Source organism: Actinomadura miaoliensis, assembly GCF_039536785.1.
Classification (GTDB): domain Bacteria; phylum Actinomycetota; class Actinomycetes; order Streptosporangiales; family Streptosporangiaceae; genus Spirillospora; species Spirillospora miaoliensis.
This window is the reverse complement of the sequence record NZ_BAAAZG010000082.1, coordinates 1-6224: the sequence shown is the minus strand read 5'-3', so window position 1 is coordinate 6224 and position 6224 is coordinate 1. Positions and strand designations below refer to the sequence as shown.

5 protein-coding genes are annotated in these 6224 nt (G+C 73.5%); 1 reads left to right on the top strand and 4 read right to left on the bottom strand.

Going from position 1 to position 6224, the window contains the following annotated elements; all coding sequences use genetic code 11:
• Nucleotides 1-53: 53 nt before the first annotated feature.
• On the top strand, nt 54-821 hold the full coding sequence (locus tag ABD811_RS42195) for a Crp/Fnr family transcriptional regulator (protein ID WP_344959114.1): 768 nt from the start codon (nt 54-56) through the stop codon (nt 819-821).
• 16 nt (nt 822-837) lie between these two features.
• Here the strand turns inward: ABD811_RS42195 and ABD811_RS42190 are convergent, their stop codons facing one another.
• From ABD811_RS42190 to tatC, 4 genes are all read right to left on the bottom strand, one after another.
• Nucleotides 838-1014 (bottom strand): hypothetical protein, encoded by a 177-nt coding sequence (locus ABD811_RS42190; RefSeq protein WP_344959112.1) that lies wholly within the window; start codon nt 1012-1014, stop codon nt 838-840.
• A gap of 306 nt (nt 1015-1320) precedes the next feature.
• On the bottom strand, nt 1321-1995 hold the full coding sequence (locus tag ABD811_RS42185; protein WP_344959110.1) for a biliverdin-producing heme oxygenase: 675 nt from the start codon (nt 1993-1995) through the stop codon (nt 1321-1323).
• A gap of 232 nt (nt 1996-2227) precedes the next feature.
• The gene (locus tag ABD811_RS42180; RefSeq protein WP_344959108.1) at nt 2228-4999 is read right to left on the bottom strand and encodes a DEAD/DEAH box helicase; all 2772 of its coding nucleotides are present in this window, start codon (nt 4997-4999) and stop codon (nt 2228-2230) included.
• 173 nt (nt 5000-5172) lie between these two features.
• Nucleotides 5173-6063: a twin-arginine translocase subunit TatC gene (gene tatC / locus ABD811_RS42175; protein WP_344959106.1), complete on the bottom strand. Its 891-nt coding sequence runs from the start codon at nt 6061-6063 to the stop codon at nt 5173-5175.
• Between the last annotated feature and the right edge of the window lie 161 nt (nt 6064-6224).

Genomic DNA, 6224 nt, shown 5'->3' with positions numbered 1-6224 from the left:
CGCGGCCCCGGACGGGCCCGCGGCCATGGAGAACCCGAGAAGACGGATCGCCGGTGATCGAACAGACCGCTTCCCCGACCGGCCCCCGCCGCGGCGCACGGCCCGCCGCGCGGGGAGCCGACGCCGCCGTCCCGGCCGCGCCGCGCGACGGCTTCTGGAACGCGCTGGACACCGCGCAGCGCGAGGACCTGCGCACCGCGGCGCGTCCGCGCACGTACTCGGCCCGGGCGCCGCTGTGCTACCAGGGCGAGGACTCCGACCACATCATCATCATCGAGAGCGGCTGGGCCAAGGTCACCTCCACCACGCAGGACGGACACGACGTGGTGCTGGCGGTGCGCGGCCCCGGCGACCTGATCTGCGAGAGCGCGGTGCTGGGGGGCCGGCGCCGGTCGGCGACGGTGACGGCGCTGAGCCCGGTGCGGGCGCTGGTGGTGCCCGCGGCGCGCTTCACCGGGTTCCTCGACACCCATCCCGCCGTGTGGCGGCTGGTCAGCGGCACGCTGGTGCGGCGGCAGGACGACGCCGACCGGCGCCTGCAGGCGCACGTGTCGGCCAAGGGCACCCGGCGGCTGGCGGGGCTGCTGGCGCAACTGGCGGAGATGTCGGCCAAGCACAGCCCGCCCGCGCCGGACGGCCGCATCGCGATCGCGCCGCCGCTGTCGCAGGAGGAGCTGGGCAGCTGGATGGACGCCTCCCGCGAGACGGTCGCCCGGGCGCTGAACAACCTGCGCGCCCAGGGCCTGGTCCGCACCGGCTGGCGCAAGATCGTCGTGGAGGATCTGCCCGGCCTGCGCGCCTACGCCGAGGGCGAGGACTGATCGCCGTCGGGGCGGGCTAGCGGCGGCGTGACCAGCGGCGGTGCCAGGTGGTGCCGTATCCGGCCAGGTGCAGGGCGAGCAGCAGCAGCCCGAGCGTGGTGAGCTCGGCCGAGCCGATGGAGCCGGTGGCCACGTCGGCCAGGTCGAACAGCAGGGCGAGGCCGAAGAGGACCGCCGCGACGATCGCGAGCATGTGAACCTCCGGGTCTGGGGGTGTTCCCAGAGATGTCCGCGGCACGCCGCTTCAAACAGCGCCGCCTCGCCCAGCCCCGCGTCCAGAAGCAGCACGCCCAACGCCCCTGGTTCCGGGCGGCACGGCTCCAGGCGGCGCCGGGTTCGGGCGGTACGGTTCCGGACGGCACGGCTGCGGGCGGCCCGGCTGCGGGCGGCGCGGCTCCAGGCGGCACGGTTCCGGACAGCGCGGCTGCGGCGGCGCGGCTCCGGGCGGCACCGGGTTCGGACGGCACCGCGTTCGGACGGCGCAGGGGCGGGGGTGTGGTCATGCGGCCGGTTCCAGGCGCAGGGTGCGGCCGAGCTCCTCGGTGACGGCGACGTTGTGCCGGTAGGCGATCCTGACCTCGTCGATGACGCGGTCCTGTTCGGCGGTGTCCCAGGGCGCGGCGTCCAGCAGGGCGCGGTAGTGGTCCTTGTAGCGCTTGGGCTTGCCCGGGTACCGGTAGAAGCGGACGCCGTCGTCGCCGGCGGGCGCGCCGAGGGTGCGGCCAACCAGCCGGGCCATGTACTGGCCGCCAGACAGGTCGCCCATGCAGCGGGTGTACTGGTGGGCGACGAAGCCGCCGGGCCAGGCGAAGCAGACCTCGCGCAGCCGGTCGCAGTAGCGGGCGGCGGCGGGGCCGGGGGTGACGCGGTCGGCCCAGCGAGGGCCGTAGAAGTAGGCCAGGTCGGCCCGCAGGGCGTCGCGGCGGCGCAGGTCGTCGATGACGAACGGGCCCGCGACGGGGTCGGCGGCCAGCCGGTCGGCGGCCTGCTCCAGCAGGTCGTAGACGGGGTAGAGCTGGGCGATCAGCAGGGCGTACCCGTCGCGGTCGACCCGCCCGTCGAGCAGGGCCCGCATGTAGGCGGTGTCCTGGCTGTCACCGTGGCCGTCCCAGGTGGCCGCGCGCAGCCGCGCGGAGAAGCCGGTCGCCGTGGTCGTGCCGTCCGTACCGCCCATGGGGCCTCCTCCATCCCGCCGAGCAACTTAGGTTAGCCTTACCTAAGGAATCGGCGGAAGGGTTTTTCCGACGTGACGTCGGCTACTTTACCGACGCGGCGTCGATTTTCCTACGGCCCGTAGGGATGTCTGCAGGCTCGCGCGGCGGCCACCCGTAGGGGGCCGCCGGGGAGGGCGCGCGGGTCGCGGCGGGCTCGCCGCCCCGCCAGGCGGGGCGGGGCGGCGGTTCGCGTCAGGCGACGGAGGAGTAGGTGACGACGCCGCGGCGCATGGCGTCCATGGCGCGGCGGGCGGTCTTGCGGATGTGGCTGTTCTCGGGGGCCGCGTCGGCGATCTGCCCGAGCAGGTCGAGCAGCTGCTTGACGGCGCGGACGAAGTCGCCGGCGGTCAGGTCGGTCTCCAGCAGCACCTCGTCCAGGTCGTGGCCCTGGGCCCACCGGTAGGCGGTCCAGGCGAACCCCAGGTCGGGTTCGCGCAGGAACGACACGCGGTTGTCCTTCTCGACGGCGTCCAGCTCGCCCCACAGCCGCACCATGGCGGCCAGGGCGTCCTGGGTCTCCCCGGTGGGGGTGCGGGGCGGGGTGGCGTCGTCGGGCTGCCGCGACTCGTACACCAGCGCCGACACGCACGCGGCCAGCTCGGCGTGCCCAAGACGTTCCCACACGCCGGCGCGCAGGCACTCGGCCGTCAGCAGGTCCAGCTCGTTGTAGATGCGGCCGAGGCGGCGGCCCTCGTCGGTGACGGTGTCGCCGTCGAGGTAGCCGAGCTGCTGCAGGACCGCGCAGACGCGGTCGAAGGTGCGGGCGATGACCTGGGAGCGGCCCTCGACGCGGCGGCGCAGCTGCTCGGTCTCGCGTTCGAGGCGGTAGTAGCGTTCGGCCCAGCGGGCGTGCTCCTCGCGTTTGTCGCAGCCGTGGACGGGGTGGCGGCGCAGTTCGGCGCGCAGCTCGGCGATCTCGCGGTCGTCGGCGGCCGGCACGTCCCGGCCGCGGCCGCGGCGCCGCTCGTGGGCGTCGTCGGCGACCTTGTTGCGCAGCGTGGCGGCCAGGTCGCGGCGGTCCTGCGGGTTGCGCGGGCTGAACCCCTTGGGGATGCGCAGCCGCTCGACGGGTTCGACGGCGCGGGGGAAGTCCTGCACCGACAGCCGCTGCACGGACCGGTTGACGGTCAGCACCAGCGGCGCGGGCCCGTCGGAGCGGCGGCCGAGACCGGGGTCGAGCACCACGGCCAGGCCGGAGCGGCGCCCGGACGGCACGTGGATGACGTCGCCGGGCCGCAGCCGTTCCAGGCTGCGGGCGGCCTCGGCGCGGCGCGCGGAGGAGCGTTCGCGGGCCAGTTCGGCCTCGCGGTCGGACAGGCGGCGGCGCAGCGCCGCGTACTCCATGAAGTCGCCCAGGTGGCATTCGGCGGCCTGCGCGTACCCGGCGAGGGCCTCCTCGTTGCGGTGCACCTGCCGGGCCAGGCCGACGACGGCGCGGTCGGCCTGGAACTGGGCGAACGACTCCTCCAGCAGGGTGCGGGCGCGTTCGACGCCGACGGCGCCGACCAGGTTGACCGCCATGTTGTAGGACGGGCGGAAGCTGGAGTTCAGCGGGTAGGTGCGGGTGCCGGCCAGCCCGGCGACCGACCCGGGGTCGACGTTGGGGCCCCACACCACCACCGCGTGGCCCTCGACGTCGATGCCGCGGCGTCCGGCGCGTCCGGTGAGCTGGGTGTACTCGCCGGGGGTGAGGTCGACGTGGGCCTCGCCGTTCCACTTGTCGAGCCGTTCGATCACCACGGTGCGGGCGGGCATGTTGATGCCCAGGGCGAGGGTCTCGGTGGCGAACACCACCTTGATCAGCCCGCGCACGAACAGCTCCTCGACGATCTCCTTGAACGTCGGCAGCATCCCGGCGTGGTGGGCGGCGATGCCGCGCTCCAGCGCCGCCAGGAAGTCGTCGTAGCCGAGCACGGCCAGGTCGTCGGGGGCGATGTCGGCGGTGCGCAGCTCCACGTGCGCGCGGATCTCCTCGCTCTCCTCCTTGGACGTCAGCCGCAGCCCGGCGTGCAGGCACTGCAGGACGGCGGTGTCGCAGCCGTTGCGGGAGAAGATGAAGTTGATCGCGGGCAGCAGCCCGGCGCGGTCGAGGCGCTCCACCACGTCGGGCCGGGCGGGCGGCCGGAACCGGGTGGGGCGGGGCGCGCGGCGGCGGCCGGTGCGGCGGTTCTGGTTGAGCTTGGCGCGGCGCACCTCCTCCACCGCCATGCGCTGCAGCTGCGGGTTGACCCGGGCCTGCCGGTTGGCGCCCTTGCCGACCTCGACGAACAGGTCGTACAGGCGGGTGCCGACCAGCATGTGCTGGAACAGCGGGACGGGCCGGTGCTCGTCGACGATCACTGCGGTGTCGCCGCGGACGGCCTGCAGCCACTCGCCGAACTCCTCGGCGTTGCTGACGGTGGCCGACAGCGCCACGATCCGCACCGAGTCCGGCACGTGGATGATCACTTCTTCCCAGACCGCGCCGCGGAACCGGTCGGCCAGGTAGTGCACCTCGTCCATCACCACGAACGCCAGCCCGGACAGGGTGGGCGAGCCGGCGTAGAGCATGTTGCGCAGCACCTCGGTGGTCATCACCACCACGGGCGCCTCGCCGTTGACGCTGTTGTCGCCGGTGAGCAGCCCGACCTTCTCGGGCCCGTAGCGGCTCACCAGGTCGGCGTACTTCTGGTTGGACAGCGCCTTGATGGGCGTGGTGTAGAAGCACTTGCGGCCACCGGTCAGGGCCAGGTGGACGGCGAACTCCCCCACCACCGTCTTGCCGGAGCCGGTGGGCGCGGCGACCAGGACGCCGCTGCCGGACTCCAGGGCGCGGCACGCCTCGAGCTGGAACGGGTCCAGGTCGAAGTCGTACAGGGTCTGGAAGTCCAGCAGCGCGGGGCCGTTGTCCGCGGTGCGCCTGCGGAACTGCGAGTACCGCGCCGCGGGGGATTCGGTGGCCGACTGCGTGTCGGGGGTGGTCATGAGTCGAGCCTACGTTTTCACCCGGCCCGATTCCCAATTCCGGGCGCCGGGGCGCGCGGGGCCGGTGCGGGCCGGGGGTCGTCAGCGGGCGGGCCGCCGGTGGATCGGCGGCCGGCTCGCGGAGGGGTCGGCGGGCAGGCCGCGGATGAGGCGGCGGGCGGGTCGCGGGCGGGTCAGCGGGCGGGGTCGGCGGGTCGTCCGTCCCGTTCCAGCTCGGCGTCGATCTCGTCCAGGTCCAGCGGGGACGCCTCGTCGTCGGACAGGCCGGCGTAGGGGTCGGGGCGGCGGGCACGGCGCCGGTCGTTGAAGAACGCCAGCACCGCCGAGATCTCGAACAGGACCAGGGTGGGCAGCGCCAGCGCCAGCATGGTGAACGGGTCGCCGCTGGGGGTGGCCACGGCCGCGAACACGAAGATCCCGAAGACCGCGATCCGCTGCGACTTCTTGATCATCTCGAAGCTCAGCACGCCGGCCATGTTCAGGACCACCACGAACAGCGGCAGCTCGAAGGTCATGCCGAACACCAGCAGCATGGCCATCACGTAGCCGAGGTAGTGGTCGACGGTGATCAGCGCGGTGACGTCGTCGATGGAGAAGCCGCCCAGGAACAGCTGCAGGCCCTTGTCGACGGTCATGTACGCCAGCACGGTGCCGACGAGGAACAGCGGGATCGCCGCGCCGAGGAACACGTACGTCCAGCGCTTCTCCCGCCGGTACAGGCCGGGCGCCACGAACGCCCACAGCTGGTACAGCCACACCGGCGACGACAGCACGATGCCGACGATGAAGGAGATCTTCAGGCGCAGGAAGAACTGCTGGAAGATGGTGTTGACCACCAGGGTGCACTTGCCCGACTCCAGCTGCTGGGAGGCGGGCAGCGAGCAGTAGGGCTCCTTGAGGAAGTCCCAGATGGGCTGGAAGAAGATCCAGCCGACGATCGTCCCGACCACCAGGGCCAGCAGCGCCTTGATCAGCCGGTTGCGCAGTTCGCGCAGGTGGTCCATCAGCGGCATGCGGCCTTCGGGGTCGACGGCCTTGCCGCTGCTCGGGCTCAGAAACTTCATCGTCGGCTTCGGGGTCGGGTGCCGCCGCTCACGCGGGCACGATGCGGGTCGGATGGGTGCGCGCGGGGCGCTGCGGCGCACGCGGGGCGCGTGCCGTGCGGGGCGCGGGGCACGCCGGGCGCCGGACGCCCGAGGGGCGCCGGCCCTGCGGGGACGCCGAT